Genomic DNA, 13,577 nt, shown 5'->3' on the forward strand with positions numbered 1-13,577 from the left:
GCTCTACCAAGCTGAGCTACGTCCCGAAGTAATATAAATTATAATAAAAATGGTGCGCCCGGCAGAAGTCGAATCCACAACCTCCTGATCCGTAGTCAGGTGCTCTATCCAATTGAGCTACGAGCGCATATAAAAAGAAATGGTATTAAGTTCAAATCGGTACTTTTTGGTGCCGAGAACCGGAATCGAACCGGTACGGTAGTCACCTACCGCAGGATTTTAAGTCCTGTGCGTCTGCCAGTTCCGCCACCCCGGCTTGTAAATGGAGCGGAAGACGGGATTCGAACCCGCGACCCCGACCTTGGCAAGGTCGTATTCTACCACTGAACTACTTCCGCATTATAAGTGCGGGTAAAGGGAGTCGAACCCCCACGCCCGAAGGCACTAGATCCTAAGTCTAGCGCGTCTGCCAGTTCCGCCATACCCGCAATATAAATTATGACTAAGAAGTCATAAAAATGGTGAGCCATGCAGGATTCGAACCTGCGACCCTCTGATTAAAAGTCAGATGCTCTACCAACTGAGCTAATGGCTCGAAAAGTGGTGCCGGAGAAAGGACTTGAACCCTCAACCTACTGATTACAAGTCAGTTGCTCTACCAGTTGAGCTACTCCGGCGAATGAATTAAAATATTAAAGTATATGGTGGAGGATGACGGGCTCGAACCGCCGACCCCCTGCTTGTAAGGCAGGTGCTCTCCCAGCTGAGCTAATCCTCCTGGGTATAATTGTGACAATAGTTGCTTGTCCTTCTTGAAAGTCTATGTAATGAATTTCACAAGCCCGGCGGCGTCCTACTCTCACAGGGGGAAACCCCCAACTACCATCGGCGCTGAAGAGCTTAACTTCCGTGTTCGGGATGGGAACGGGTGTGACCTCTTCGCAATCGTCACCAGACTTGTATCATCTTTTCTCAAAGACAATATTCATTATAACAACTCTTAAGTTAATTGCAAGTACTTTTTTTATGAACGGTACTTATTCGCTCAAAACTGAATAAAACAGACATTGCGCTACACAGAATCAGGGTAATCAAGCCCTTTTCAAAATTGGTTAAGTCCTCGATCGATTAGTATCCGTCAGCTCCACACGTCGCCGTGCTTCCACCCCAGACCTATCAACCTCATCTTCTTTGAGGGATCTTACTTACTTGCGTAATGGGAAATCTCATCTCGAGGGGGGCTTCATGCTTAGATGCTTTCAGCATTTATCCCGTCCATACATAGCTACCCAGCGATGCCTTTGGCAAGACAACTGGTACACCAGAGGTATGTCCATCCCGGTCCTCTCGTACTAAGGACAGCTCCTCTCAAATTTCCTGCGCCCGCGACGGATAGGGACCGAACTGTCTCACGACGTTCTGAACCCAGCTCGCGTACCGCTTTAATGGGCGAACAGCCCAACCCTTGGGACCGACTACAGCCCCAGGATGCGATGAGCCGACATCGAGGTGCCAAACCTCCCCGTCGATGTGGACTCTTGGGGGAGATAAGCCTGTTATCCCCGGGGTAGCTTTTATCCGTTGAGCGATGGCCCTTCCATGCGGAACCACCGGATCACTAAGCCCGTCTTTCGACCCTGCTCGACTTGTAGGTCTCGCAGTCAAGCTCCCTTATGCCTTTGCACTCTGCGAATGATGTCCAACCATTCTGAGGGAACCTTTGGGCGCCTCCGTTACTCTTTAGGAGGCGACCGCCCCAGTCAAACTGCCCGCCTGACACTGTCTCCTGCCCCGATAAGGGGCATGGGTTAGAAGTCCAATACAGCCAGGGTAGTATCCCACCAACGCCTCATCCGAAGCTAGCGCTCCGGAATCCAAGGCTCCTACCTATCCTGTACAGGCTGCACCGGAATTCAATATCAGGTTACAGTAAAGCTCCACGGGGTCTTTCCGTCCTGTCGCGGGTAACCTGCATCTTCACAGGTATTATAATTTCACCGAGTCTCTCGTTGAGACAGTGCCCAGATCGTTACGCCTTTCGTGCGGGTCGGAACTTACCCGACAAGGAATTTCGCTACCTTAGGACCGTTATAGTTACGGCCGCCGTTTACTGGGGCTTCAATTCGAAGCTTCGCTTGCGCTGACCTCTCCTCTTAACCTTCCAGCACCGGGCAGGCGTCAGCCCCTATACTTCACCTTGCGGTTTTGCAGAGACCTGTGTTTTTGCTAAACAGTCGCCTGGGCCTATTCACTGCGGCTCTCTCGGGCTTTAACACCCTACCAGAGCACCCCTTCTCCCGAAGTTACGGGGTCATTTTGCCGAGTTCCTTAACGAGAGTTCTCTCGATCACCTTAGGATTCTCTCCTCGCCTACCTGTGTCGGTTTGCGGTACAGGCACCTCCCGCCTCGCTAGAGGCTTTTCTTGGCAGCGTGAAATCAGGGACTCCGGGGAATACTCCCCTTGCCATCACAGCTCAATGTTATAGGAACGGGATTTGCCTCATTCCACACCTCACTGCTTAGACGCGCATAACCAACAGCGCGCTCACCCTATCCTACTGCGTCCCCCCATTACTCAAACGGCGGGGAGGTGGTACAGGAATATCAACCTGTTGTCCATCGTCTACGCCTTTCGGCCTCAACTTAGGTCCTGACTAACCCTGAGCGGACGAGCCTTCCTCAGGAAACCTTGGGCATTCGGTGGAAGGGATTCTCACCCTTCTTTCGCTACTCATACCGGCATTCTCACTTCCAAGCGCTCCACCAGTCCTTACGGTCTAGCTTCGACGCCCTTGGAACGCTCTCCTACCACTGACATCTAAGATGTCAATCCACAGTTTCGGTGATTCGTTTAGCCCCGGTACATTTTCGGCGCAGCGCCACTCGACCAGTGAGCTATTACGCACTCTTTAAATGATGGCTGCTTCTAAGCCAACATCCTGGTTGTCTGGGCAACGCCACATCCTTTTCCACTTAACGAATACTTGGGGACCTTAACTGGTGGTCTGGGCTGTTTCCCTCTCGACTACGGATCTTATCACCCGCAGTCTGACTCCCAAACATAAATCATCGGCATTCGGAGTTTGTCTGAATTCGGTAACCCGGGATGGGCCCCTAGTCCAAACAGTGCTCTACCTCCGAGATTCTTAAGTTTGAGGCTAGCCCTAAAGCTATTTCGGAGAGAACCAGCTATCTCCAGGTTCGATTGGAATTTCACCGCTACCCACACCTCATCCCCGCACTTTTCAACGTACGTGGGTTCGGGCCTCCAGTAAGTGTTACCTTACCTTCACCCTGGACATGGGTAGATCACCTGGTTTCGGGTCTACGACCCCATACTCTGACGCCCTATTCAGACTCGCTTTCGCTGCGGCTCCGCATTCACTGCTTAACCTTGCATGGAATCGTAACTCGCCGGTTCATTCTACAAAAGGCACGCCATCACCCATTAACGGGCTCTGACAACTTGTAGGCACATGGTTTCAGGATCTATTTCACTCCCCTTCCGGGGTGCTTTTCACCTTTCCCTCACGGTACTGGTTCACTATCGGTCACTAGGGAGTATTTAGCCTTGGGAGATGGTCCTCCCGGATTCCGACGGAATTTCACGTGTTCCGCCGTACTCAGGATACACTCTGGAGAGAATGGACTTTCGACTACGGGGCTTTTACCCGCTGCGGCGGACCTTTCCAGGTCGCTTCGTCTAATCCATTCCTTTGTAACTCCGTATAGAGTGTCCTACAACCCCAGGAAGCAAGCTTCCTGGTTTGGGCTCTTCCCGTTTCGCTCGCCGCTACTCAGGGAATCGATTTTTCTTTCTCTTCCTCCGGATACTTAGATGTTTCAGTTCTCCGGGTGTGCCTCGTTTACGCTATGTATTCACGTAAACGTACTGTCCCATTATGGACAGTGGGTTTCCCCATTCGGAAATCTCCGGATCAAAGCTTACTTACAGCTCCCCGGAGCATATCGGTGTTAGTGCCGTCCTTCTTAGGCTCCTAGTGCCAAGGCATCCGCCATGCGCCCTTTCTAACTTAACCTTTCGGTTTTCAACAAGCTTACGCTTCTTGAATTCCTCTTTGGTGAATTCTCCTTTACAGCGATGTAAATCGGAATTCGTTAAAAGGCATTGCATGATCAACTCATTTGCATGTGCTGATCTAGAGAAATAAATTTCTCTACGTTGATTACTTGATTTGTTGCTATCAATGTCGTTTCATTCAGTTTTCAAAGAACAAGTTTTGAATGCTCATATAGTAGCTTCTTCAAGTGATAAACCTGCTTGAAAAGCGTAATGAACCTTCAAAACTGAACGCAAAACGTCAATGTGCAGACCCGTGGTCTACATTCCGTAATAATCCTTAGAAAGGAGGTGATCCAGCCGCACCTTCCGATACGGCTACCTTGTTACGACTTCACCCCAATCATCTGTCCCACCTTCGGCGGCTGGCTCCCGTAAGGGTTACCCCACCGACTTCGGGTGTTACAAACTCTCGTGGTGTGACGGGCGGTGTGTACAAGACCCGGGAACGTATTCACCGTGGCATGCTGATCCACGATTACTAGCGATTCCGGCTTCATGGAGGCGAGTTGCAGCCTCCAATCCGAACTGGGAATGATTTTATGGGATTGGCTCCCCCTCGCGGGTTGGCAACCCTCTGTATCATCCATTGTAGCACGTGTGTAGCCCAGGTCATAAGGGGCATGATGATTTGACGTCATCCCCACCTTCCTCCGGTTTATCACCGGCAGTCACCTTAGAGTGCCCAACTGAATGCTGGCAACTAAGATCAAGGGTTGCGCTCGTTGCGGGACTTAACCCAACATCTCACGACACGAGCTGACGACAACCATGCACCACCTGTCACCGCTGTCCCCGAAGGGAAAGGCGTATCTCTACACCGGGCAGCGGGATGTCAAGACCTGGTAAGGTTCTTCGCGTTGCTTCGAATTAAACCACATGCTCCACCGCTTGTGCGGGTCCCCGTCAATTCCTTTGAGTTTCAGCCTTGCGGCCGTACTCCCCAGGCGGAGTGCTTAATGCGTTAGCTGCAGCACTAAGGGGCGGAAACCCCCTAACACTTAGCACTCATCGTTTACGGCGTGGACTACCAGGGTATCTAATCCTGTTTGCTCCCCACGCTTTCGCGCCTCAGCGTCAGTTACAGACCAGAAAGCCGCCTTCGCCACTGGTGTTCCTCCACATCTCTACGCATTTCACCGCTACACGTGGAATTCCGCTTTCCTCTTCTGTACTCAAGTTCTCCAGTTTCCAATGACCCTCCACGGTTGAGCCGTGGGCTTTCACATCAGACTTAAAGAACCGCCTGCGCGCGCTTTACGCCCAATAATTCCGGACAACGCTTGCCACCTACGTATTACCGCGGCTGCTGGCACGTAGTTAGCCGTGGCTTTCTAATAAGGTACCGTCATGGCACGGGCAGTTACTCCCGTACTTGTTCTTCCCTTACAACAGAGCTTTACGATCCGAAAACCTTCTTCGCTCACGCGGCATTGCTCCATCAGACTTTCGTCCATTGTGGAAGATTCCCTACTGCTGCCTCCCGTAGGAGTCTGGGCCGTGTCTCAGTCCCAGTGTGGCCGATCACCCTCTCAGGTCGGCTACGCATCGTCGCCTTGGTAGGCCATTACCCCACCAACTAGCTAATGCGCCGCGGGCCCATCCTACAGTGACAGCCGAAACCGTCTTTCAGAGTTTGTCCATGCGGACAAACTGATTATTCGGTATTAGCCCCGGTTTCCCGGAGTTATCCCCATCTGTAGGGCAGGTTGCCCACGTGTTACTCACCCGTCCGCCGCTGAAATCAGGGAGCAAGCTCCCATCATTCCGCTCGACTTGCATGTATTAGGCATGCCGCCAGCGTTCGTCCTGAGCCAGGATCAAACTCTCCATAATAGAAGAAAATGAATAGCTCATTTCTTGCTGACTTGGGAGGAATCAAGTTCCTCCCCTGAATCCGAAGATTCAGTTGTGTTTCTTTTCATCCGACATAAGTCGGCTTACTTAGAAACGTTTTGCTCAAGTGCACGTGGCACTCTCGCTGTATTTCATTGACGTTTTGCTGTTCAGTTTTCAAGGTTCATTGTATTGGAATTAAGTAGCGTTCCTTGTTGTCGTTGTTTCGGTGACAACTTTTATATCATACCAAGTTACGTCATCCTTGTCAACAACTAATTTCAATTTCTTTTTCGTTGTTTGACTGTTTTCGATATGTCGGACTGGCAACGTTATCTAATATAACACCTGATCTTTTTAAATGCAACACTAATTTCAAAATTAGTTTCAACTTCTTCTTCAATAAAACAAAAACCGCCATGCAATGCGCTTTCGAGGCCATTGCATAGCGGTTATTCTCCTTATTCCTTCGAACGCATCTGCGGGAATAGAAGGATGTCACGAATCGATTGTGCATTCGTTAACAACATAACAAGTCGGTCGACTCCAATTCCAAGACCCCCAGTAGGTGGTAATCCATACTCAAGTGCTTCAATGAAGTCCTCGTCCATATCGTGCGCTTCATCATTCCCTTGTTCTTTCTCAACAAGTTGCGATTCGAACCGTTCACGCTGATCGATTGGATCGTTCAGTTCTGTAAATGCATTCGCGTGTTCACGACGTACAATGAATAATTCAAAGCGATCTGTAAAGCGACCGTCTTCCGCATTCTTCTTCGCAAGCGGAGAGATTTCAACCGGATGTCCAAAGATGAATGTCGGTTGTACAAGTTGCTCTTCAACTTTCTGTTCGAAGAATTCATTCAACACATGTCCTACTTCCATCATAGCAGTCACTTCTACGCCGTGTTCTTTAGCTAGCGCGTGAGCTTCTTCCTTCGTCATTTCTTTCCAGAAGTCTACGCCCGTGTATTCTTTTATCGCATCAGCCATATGTAGACGAGTCCAGCCTGGCGCTAAATTAATCAGATCTTCCCCGTACTGTACTTCCGTCGTACCAAGCACGTCTTGCGCAATATGCGCAACCATGTTTTCCGTCAGCTCCATAATATCGTTATAATCCGCATACGCTTCATATAGTTCAATCATCGTGAATTCAGGGTTATGGCGCGTCGAAATCCCTTCATTACGGAAAACACGACCAATTTCATAAACCTTCTCAAGTCCACCTACAATGAGGCGTTTCAAATGGAGTTCGATTGCAATACGCATATATAGTTCCATGTCGAGTGCATTATGATGCGTGATGAACGGACGTGCAGAAGCTCCGCCTGCAATCGAGTGCAGCATCGGCGTTTCAACTTCAAGGAAACCTTGTCCATCCAAGTAACGGCGCATCGACTGGATGATCCGGCTTCTCAAAATGAATGTCTCTTTACTACCTTCTGTTGCAATCAAATCCAAATAGCGTTGACGGTAGCGCTGTTCAACATCTTTCAACCCGTGGAATTTCTCAGGTAATGGACGCAATGCTTTTGTGAGGAATGTGAATTCAGTCGCTTTAATAGAAAGCTCGCCAACTTTCGTTTTGAATACCGTACCAGAAATTCCGATGATATCCCCGAGATCCGTACTATTGAAAAGTTTATAAGCATCTTCACCAATTGCATCTTGTCTTACATAGATTTGAACCTGGCCACCGAGATCTTGCAGATTTGCAAATCCCGCTTTCCCTTTTCCGCGTTTCGTCATTATACGACCGGCAATTGTTACAGCATGCGGTGTTTCATCAAGCTCTTCTTTAGAAAAGCCTTCAAACCTTTCGCGAATTTCGTTGGATAGATGTGTCCGTTCGAATCTAGAGCCGAATGGATCTAATCCACCTTCCCTTATATCCTCCATCTTCTGGCGTCTCACCAAAAGTTGGTCGTTCATTTCATCTAAGTGTGACATTTCTTTCACTCCTTCATCATTATCCGTTCATTGGATAGCATGCATCTATTGTACACAATTTGCGCCGCACGGACACGCTTTACTTATCCGCTTCTTTCGATTACCTCATAAAAAAGAGCCGCCACAATACGTGGCCGCCCGAGTTATCTGATTCAAACAGCACTTACGCCAACTGCCGCCTGTTCACTTTCCATCATTTCATCGGCAAAACCGTTCATAAGGCTCGTTAATCGATCAGCTGTTTCCATTGCATTAATCATATTGTGGGTTTTCGCGTTGCCACGGATTCCCGAGTGCTGCGCGTCCAATCATTACGCCATCGACGCCTGTTTGATCTAACAGTTGCAAATACCTGCCATCGGCGCAAGAACAATTTGGTTGTCCATTGTTATATTGCCAATTTTAATTAGTCTTTCTTTACTATCATTCATTTAATTTCTTCCTTCTACAAGCGAATTACCTGTTTCCACTTACTATTTCGCCGGAGGCACTTCATTCGCCTTCTTGCAGTAATTCGTCGACACCGTTAAGTTTCTTCCAAAGTATAACACCTTCATCCCGGACAGCCGCTTCCTCTGCAAACAATTTAGCTTCCGCCGTTGGATGTGCCACTAAAGGAGCGATTTCAAGAAGAGGAATAAGAACGAAAGCCCGCTCATGCATTCTTGGGTGTGGTACAATCAAGTTCTCCGTTTCAATATTGTCATTATTATACAGCAACACGTCAAGGTCTACAGTTCGCGGACCCCATCTTATATCACGAACCCGACCGAGTTCATGTTCAACTTGTTGACAAACTTCAAGAAGATCCCCCGCTACTAAACCTGTTTCAACACCTACCGCCATGTTAAGGAAATCTGCTTGATCCGTAAAGCCGACAGGTGCCGTCTCGTAAATTGAAGATACCGCCGTCACCGTTATACCCTCTCGCAAACGAAGAATTCTCACTGCTTCTACCAGATGATGCAACCTGTCGCCGATATTCGATCCGATTGAGATGTACGCCGTATTCACACGAAGCTCCCCCTCGTTATATCTACCGACACCGATGCATAATGCCCCGGAATGGGCGGGTCTGGCTTAATAAGCACAACTCGGACACCGGTCACTTTATTCGCAAACTCGTTCAATATGTCCGTAGCAATTTTTTCGGCAACTGCCTCAATCAACTTTACCGGGCTACCTTCAACAATTGATCGGCATACGCTATATACTTCCGCATAATTCACTGTTTTATCCAAGTCATCCGTTTTTCCAGCCTCAGAAAGATCTGTCGCAAGTGATACCGTCACCCGAAAACGTTGCCCAAGCTTCGTTTCCTCAGGCAATGCCCCATGGTAACCGTAAAACTCTAACTCATTCAGGTGTATATAATCCATACTGCATCCTCCTATTGTTCGAACTCCATTTTTCCCGTCAGGACATCCATCATTTTTGCCATCCTTGCGACTTCTTTCACGTCATGGACCCGCATAATGTGGCAACCGTGTTCGATTCCATAACAAACGGTTGCTCCGGTGCCTTCCAACCGTTCCTCAACAGGCAATCCAAGCACATTTCCGATTAGTGACTTCCGAGACGTACCTAGAAGCACCGGGTAGCCCATCTCTGAAATCCGATCTAACCCTTGCATCGTCCATACATTTTGAATTGCATTTCGAGCAAATCCAATGCCCGGATCTAGCCAGATATTATCTTGCGCCACTCCTGCCGCAACTGCAATTTCGACACTTTCCTGCAGATCAGTGATAACTTCGTCCATAAAGTCACCTTCGTACTCAGCCTTCTCACGATTATGCATCAAAATGATCGGCACATTGTACTTCGCCGCAACGTCCGCGATATACGGTTCGCGTTTCGCTCCCCATATATCGTTTATGATTTGCGCGCCCGCTAGAATTGCCTCTTCCGCGACACCCGCCTTATATGTATCTATCGACACCGTGCATCCGAGCTCTTTCGTCAATGCCTTAACGACCGGGATTGTTCGTTCAAGCTCTTCTTCGAACGAAATGGGGACATGCCCCGGACGCGTCGATTCTCCGCCGACATCGATGATTTTTGCTCCGTTGCGCAGCATTTCATCCGCGTGTTTGAGAGCGGTATCGATGCGACCATATTTTCCTCCATCCGAAAACGAATCCGGCGTCACATTTAAAATCCCCATAATTACTGTTTCTTTTTTAAAATCCATTTCCGTATTTCCAAATCGATACACATCACGTGCCCGAGTCAATTCCATCAACAGCCACCATCTTTCATTTCTTCTACTGCTTGCCTGTATAATTCGTGCAACTTTTTATAATACACACCTGAAGCACCCGGAAGTACGATGTCCTCAATCGCAGATAACGGCACGAGTTCTTGCACAGCATTTGTGACAAATAGTTCATCCGCATATTCTACATCTTCTTTGCCGAAAAACCCCTCGTTTACTGTGATTCCAACAGATTTAGCAACTTCGATAATATAGGCACGCGTCGTCCCCGGAAGAATCCCGGTTTCAATGGCCGGTGTAAACAGCACACCACCTTTCATCCAAAAGACATTCGAGGTGACACCTTCCGCTACAGAACCTTCTGCTGTTACGAAGAGCCCTTCCATTTCTTTCAATGAATGCAATTCCAGTCGCCCTCGTACGTTATTTAGAAAGTTATGTGATTTATGGCGCACAGCGCTTTCCGGGAGATTTCGGGCTGTGTCTAGCCAAACCGCCTTCTTTGCTGTACCACGAACTGTGGGAGCCAGCTCTTTCCTAAATAAAATGACATTCGGCGTCGGATAAGACGATGGAGACAGACCGATATCATGGGCACCGGCCGAGACATTTAATCGAAAATAGCCGTCTTGCCCTTCATTTAATTCATCGAGCTTCCTGACCGCCGCAAGAATTTCCGTTTCATCATAAGGCATTGTAATCCGGTACTCCATGAGCGCAGTGTGTAACCTTTCCATATGTTTATCAAACAGCAACACGTTGCCGCCGTATGTCCGGAACGTTTCGAAAAAACCGGCGCCGTACAGAAATCCATGATCAAACGGAGAAATTTTCAAATCCACCGTACGCACGAATTCACCATTCATCCAACACCACATGTCGAACCCTCCATTCTTATTTTTCCGCCATCGCTTTCGCTTGCCAAAGCGCTTTTGCCTTATTCAACGATTCAATATATTCCGCTTCCGGCACTGAATCAGCAACTAGACCCGCACCTGCTTGAATATGCGCAATACCATCCTTGATATATGCAGTCCGGATGACGATGTTCAGTTCAAAATCGTCATTATAGCCAAACCAACCAATCGAACCGGTATACAAACCTCTTCTTGTCGGTTCGAGTTCTTCAATAATTTCCATCGTTCGGAGCTTTGGCGACCCTGTAATTGAACCGCCCGGAAACACACCTTTGACGATAGCTGCATTCGAAATACCTTCTGCAGCTGTTCCGCGGACATTTGAAACGAGATGCATGACATGTGAATATTTTTCCACGACCATGAATTCATCCGTTTCCACTGTTTCAGGTGCGCAAACGCGTTCAAAGTCTTCCCGTTCAAGATCTACGAGCATAATATGTTCGCCCGTTTCTTTTTTGTTCGACAATAAGTCTGTTTGAAGTGTTGCATCTTCGTTTTCGTCTTTCCCCCTCGGCCGCGTTCCACCAATCGGTCGTGTACTCAATTCATTCCCGCGCTTTTTCAGCAACAGTTCAGGTGAACCGGAGACAACAGCAAATTCCGGTGAACCGATGGACGCCATATAAGGCGATGGATTAAATGAGCGAAGTGCTTCGTACATATCGAGTGGATGCGCTGTCAACGGTTTTGACTGTCTCACCGAGAGATTGACCTGGACAACATCACCGGTGGAAATGTAAGTCTGCACGTCGCGCACCATCTGCTCAAACTGTGGGCCCGTTACAGATACTGCAAGACTTCCTTCATCCAAAGAGACTTCCTCTGCTTCCCCTGGCATGAAGACCTGTTTTTTCACCCCTTCTGAGGTTGCAGCCACCCATTCAGCCTTAAGTTCTGCAGGTACCAGTCCGCGATTTGGGAGTGTCATGAAATAAACTTTTTCAGTTTTGACGTCAAGTACCGCCCAGCGGTCGAATAAATAAAAGAACAAGTCTGGTGTATCGAGATCATCTATCGTATCAGTTGGGATATTTTCATAGTTGCGAACATAATCGTAACTGATAAAACCAGCTACACCGCCTTGAAAATCCGGAAGTCCTTGAACCGATTCCATCTCAAACGACCGAACAAACTCTGACAGTAATTCGAGCGGTTCACCTTCTCGCACTTCTTCCGTCCCATCACGCCAGATCAGTTGCAATTTGTCTCCATTCAATGTCCGTAGCGTGACAAGTGGATCAATTCCCGCCATACACAACGCCCCGCCCCGTCCACTTTCAAGGAGAATATGGCTGTCATGCATGTGTGCCAGTTCTTTATATCCGTAGAAAAATTGTTCTTTCGTCATTGATGATGTCGTGTAAGCAACTTTTTGTCTTTCCATTCTCGATTTCCTCCCGCTAACTATTAGTATCTTTATCTTACCGCGTGAAAGCTGCTTAATGCTATTAAAAGAAAAGCGGACTGCTCCTTTTTATTTGTGGAGCGGATATATTCCACGGCAGACCAATCATATCCCCCCCGCCGACTGAGCATATACAACGACAAACCAAACATAAAAAATTTTAATCAACAAAAAAAGGAGCATCTCGGCTCCTTTTTCATGCACTTATTACTATTCGTCAAATTGATAGAGCGGCGTGCTTAAATAACGTTCGCCATTCGACGGAAGAATCGCAACGACTTTCTTCCCTTTGCCAAGCTTCTTCGCCACTTGTAGCGCCGCGAAGATTGCTGCGCCTGATGAAACGCCTCCAAGAATCCCTTCTTCCCTCGCCGCACGTCTCGCTGTGTCATATGCTTCGTCGTTCGTCACCAAAACGATTTCATCATAAATGTCTGTGTCAAGCACTTTTGGAACGAATCCGGCACCGATTCCTTGAATCTTATGTGGTCCTGGTTTTCCCCCTGACAGTACAGCAGAGTCCGTTGGTTCCACGGCAATAATTTGAACTTCCGGAAAACGCTCTTTCAAAACACTGCCTGCACCCGTAATCGTGCCCCCAGTCCCAATTCCCGAGATGAACGCATCCACACGATCTAGCGCATCCGCAATTTCAGGACCCGTTGTCAAACGATGAACTTCAGGGTTTGCTTCATTGTTAAATTGTTGAGGCATGAACCATCCATTTTGCTTTGAAAGCTCTTCCGCTTTTCCAATGGCGCCTTTCATCCCTTCAGCTCCCGGCGTCAGCACAAGATCCGCTCCATAAGCACGCAACAAATTGCGTCGTTCTGTACTCATTGTATCCGGCATGACCAAAACGGCTTTATATCCTTTTGCTGCCGCAATCATCGCAAGGCCGATTCCTGTATTACCGCTTGTTGGTTCAATGATTGTACTTCCTTCTTTTAAATCACCGGATTTTTCAGCAGCTTCGATCATCGCAAGTGCAATACGGTCTTTTACACTGGATCCAGGGTTCATATATTCCAGTTTCAAGTAAACGTCCGCGTCTTCCGAGCCTGTCATTCTGTTCATCTTAACAAGGGGCGTCTTTCCAACAAGATCTGCAACCGAGTTTCCAACTAACATCATTATGATCCTCTCCCAATCCCTACTATTTTGATATGCTTTATACTATTGATTTTACTCCCATTATGTGAACATTGTCAATGATTGAATAGC

The 13,577-nt window shown here is 48.1% G+C and carries 9 protein-coding genes, 8 tRNA genes and 3 rRNA genes (1 of these 20 only partly in view); all 20 read right to left on the reverse strand.

Annotated features, from left to right (window positions below):
• Nucleotides 1-26, reverse strand: a tRNA-Pro gene (locus MKZ11_RS03235); it reaches 51 nt to the left of the window's first position.
• A gap of 24 nt (nt 27-50) precedes the next feature.
• Nucleotides 51-127: transfer RNA gene (locus MKZ11_RS03240), tRNA-Arg, on the reverse strand.
• Nucleotides 128-167: 40 nt separating this feature from the next.
• A tRNA-Leu gene (locus MKZ11_RS03245) sits at nt 168-256 on the reverse strand.
• Between the two features lie 7 nt (nt 257-263).
• Nucleotides 264-338, reverse strand: a tRNA-Gly gene (locus MKZ11_RS03250).
• A gap of 8 nt (nt 339-346) precedes the next feature.
• Nucleotides 347-428 (reverse strand) — tRNA-Leu (locus MKZ11_RS03255).
• A gap of 31 nt (nt 429-459) precedes the next feature.
• Nucleotides 460-535: transfer RNA gene (locus MKZ11_RS03260), tRNA-Lys, on the reverse strand.
• A gap of 6 nt (nt 536-541) precedes the next feature.
• Nucleotides 542-617 (reverse strand) — tRNA-Thr (locus MKZ11_RS03265).
• Nucleotides 618-642: 25 nt separating this feature from the next.
• Nucleotides 643-718 (reverse strand) — tRNA-Val (locus MKZ11_RS03270).
• A 62-nt stretch (nt 719-780) separates the two neighbouring features.
• Nucleotides 781-896, reverse strand: a 5S ribosomal RNA gene (rrf, locus tag MKZ11_RS03275).
• A gap of 152 nt (nt 897-1,048) precedes the next feature.
• Nucleotides 1,049-3,981, reverse strand: a 23S ribosomal RNA gene (locus MKZ11_RS03280).
• A 325-nt stretch (nt 3,982-4,306) separates the two neighbouring features.
• Nucleotides 4,307-5,858, reverse strand: a 16S ribosomal RNA gene (locus MKZ11_RS03285).
• The 16S, 23S and 5S rRNA genes sit together here with 8 tRNA genes alongside, the layout of an rRNA operon.
• Before the next feature lie 268 nt (nt 5,859-6,126).
• A complete protein-coding gene (locus MKZ11_RS03290; protein ID WP_340792615.1) occupies nt 6,127-6,279 on the reverse strand; it encodes a hypothetical protein in 153 nt (50 codons plus the stop codon).
• A gap of 40 nt (nt 6,280-6,319) precedes the next feature.
• Nucleotides 6,320-7,810: a lysine--tRNA ligase gene (lysS, locus tag MKZ11_RS03295; RefSeq protein ID WP_340792616.1), complete on the reverse strand. Its 1,491-nt coding sequence runs from the start codon at nt 7,808-7,810 to the stop codon at nt 6,320-6,322.
• Nucleotides 7,811-8,062: 252 nt separating this feature from the next.
• Nucleotides 8,063-8,158 carry a tRNA-dihydrouridine synthase gene (locus MKZ11_RS03300; protein WP_340792617.1) on the reverse strand — a complete coding sequence of 32 codons (96 nt, stop codon included), beginning with the start codon at nt 8,156-8,158 and terminating at the stop codon, nt 8,063-8,065.
• Between the two features lie 144 nt (nt 8,159-8,302).
• A complete protein-coding gene (gene folK / locus MKZ11_RS03305; RefSeq protein ID WP_340792618.1) occupies nt 8,303-8,824 on the reverse strand; it encodes a 2-amino-4-hydroxy-6-hydroxymethyldihydropteridine diphosphokinase in 522 nt (173 codons plus the stop codon).
• On the reverse strand, nt 8,821-9,189 hold the full coding sequence (folB, locus tag MKZ11_RS03310; protein WP_340792619.1) for a dihydroneopterin aldolase: 369 nt from the start codon (nt 9,187-9,189) through the stop codon (nt 8,821-8,823). Before folB ends, folK begins: the two co-directional genes overlap by 4 nt.
• Before the next feature lie 11 nt (nt 9,190-9,200).
• Nucleotides 9,201-10,052 (reverse strand): dihydropteroate synthase, encoded by an 852-nt coding sequence (gene folP, locus MKZ11_RS03315; RefSeq protein WP_340792620.1) that lies wholly within the window; start codon nt 10,050-10,052, stop codon nt 9,201-9,203.
• Nucleotides 10,052-10,906 (reverse strand): aminodeoxychorismate lyase, encoded by an 855-nt coding sequence (gene pabC, locus MKZ11_RS03320; RefSeq protein ID WP_340792621.1) that lies wholly within the window; start codon nt 10,904-10,906, stop codon nt 10,052-10,054. Before pabC ends, folP begins: the two co-directional genes overlap by 1 nt.
• A 16-nt stretch (nt 10,907-10,922) precedes the next feature.
• The gene (locus MKZ11_RS03325) at nt 10,923-12,332 is read right to left on the reverse strand and encodes an anthranilate synthase component I family protein (protein WP_340792622.1); all 1,410 of its coding nucleotides are present in this window, start codon (nt 12,330-12,332) and stop codon (nt 10,923-10,925) included.
• A gap of 231 nt (nt 12,333-12,563) precedes the next feature.
• Nucleotides 12,564-13,487 carry a cysteine synthase A gene (cysK, locus tag MKZ11_RS03330; RefSeq protein WP_340792623.1) on the reverse strand — a complete coding sequence of 308 codons (924 nt, stop codon included), beginning with the start codon at nt 13,485-13,487 and terminating at the stop codon, nt 12,564-12,566.
• Nucleotides 13,488-13,577: the final 90 nt, after the last annotated feature.

Source organism: Sporosarcina sp. FSL K6-1508 (genome assembly GCF_038007465.1).
Lineage (GTDB): Bacteria > Bacillota > Bacilli > Bacillales_A > Planococcaceae > Sporosarcina > Sporosarcina psychrophila_B.